The organism is Halobellus salinus (genome assembly GCF_014646875.1).
Taxonomy (GTDB): domain Archaea; phylum Halobacteriota; class Halobacteria; order Halobacteriales; family Haloferacaceae; genus Haloquadratum; species Haloquadratum salinum.
In genome coordinates, this window is sequence record NZ_BMOC01000049.1 from 1 (window position 1) to 688 (window position 688).

The window sequence follows — 688 nt, forward strand, 5'->3', positions numbered from 1 at the left end:
CAGCAGCAAGAGTTTGAACAGACAGTTCACGAATCACCCCAAGCGATCGGCTACGACGCGCCGGCGTGGACGCCGGCGCTTGTCAACGAATTTCTCAAAGAAACCTACGATGTTGAGTATTCACTCCCGAGCTGTCGGCGGCTGTTGAAAGAGGCAGGGCTGAGCTATCAAAAACCACGCCGCACAGCCGCTGAGTCCGACAAAGACGATCAAGAAACGTTTCACGACGAGATCAAAAAAAGCGACGAGAGATGGATGCCACAGTAGTCTGTATTGATCAGACGAAGAAATCAGTGCAAGTTGAGCCGCGTGCCGCGTGGTTTCCGCGCGGCACGCGGCCATCCGTCGAATTATCCGGACAACGGGACTGGACGTGCTTGTTGGGTGCGATCACCGAGGACGGCGATCGCTTTTTCTCACGGCTTACTGAGTACATTACCGCCGAACACGCAAAACATTTCATTTTAGCACTATGTAAAGAATTTGAAGAAGACTTGATCGTCGTGCTTGATGGCGCACCGTATTTTCAGGCATCGGCCGTCACGGACCTCGCGGCCCGTGACGACCTTGATTTTGTGACGCTCCCGTCATATTCGCCGGAATTGAATCCCGTTGAGGAATGTTGGAGACAGCTCCAAGCAGCGCTTAGCAACCGGTTTTTCGACTCACTTGACGAACTTACGACGGC

Annotated in this window: 1 pseudogene; it reads left to right on the top strand. The window is 53.3% G+C overall.

Annotation, left to right across the window (positions count from 1 at the left end):
* Nucleotides 1-688, top strand: a pseudogene (locus IEX72_RS15050) (IS630 family transposase); the annotation flags it as partial.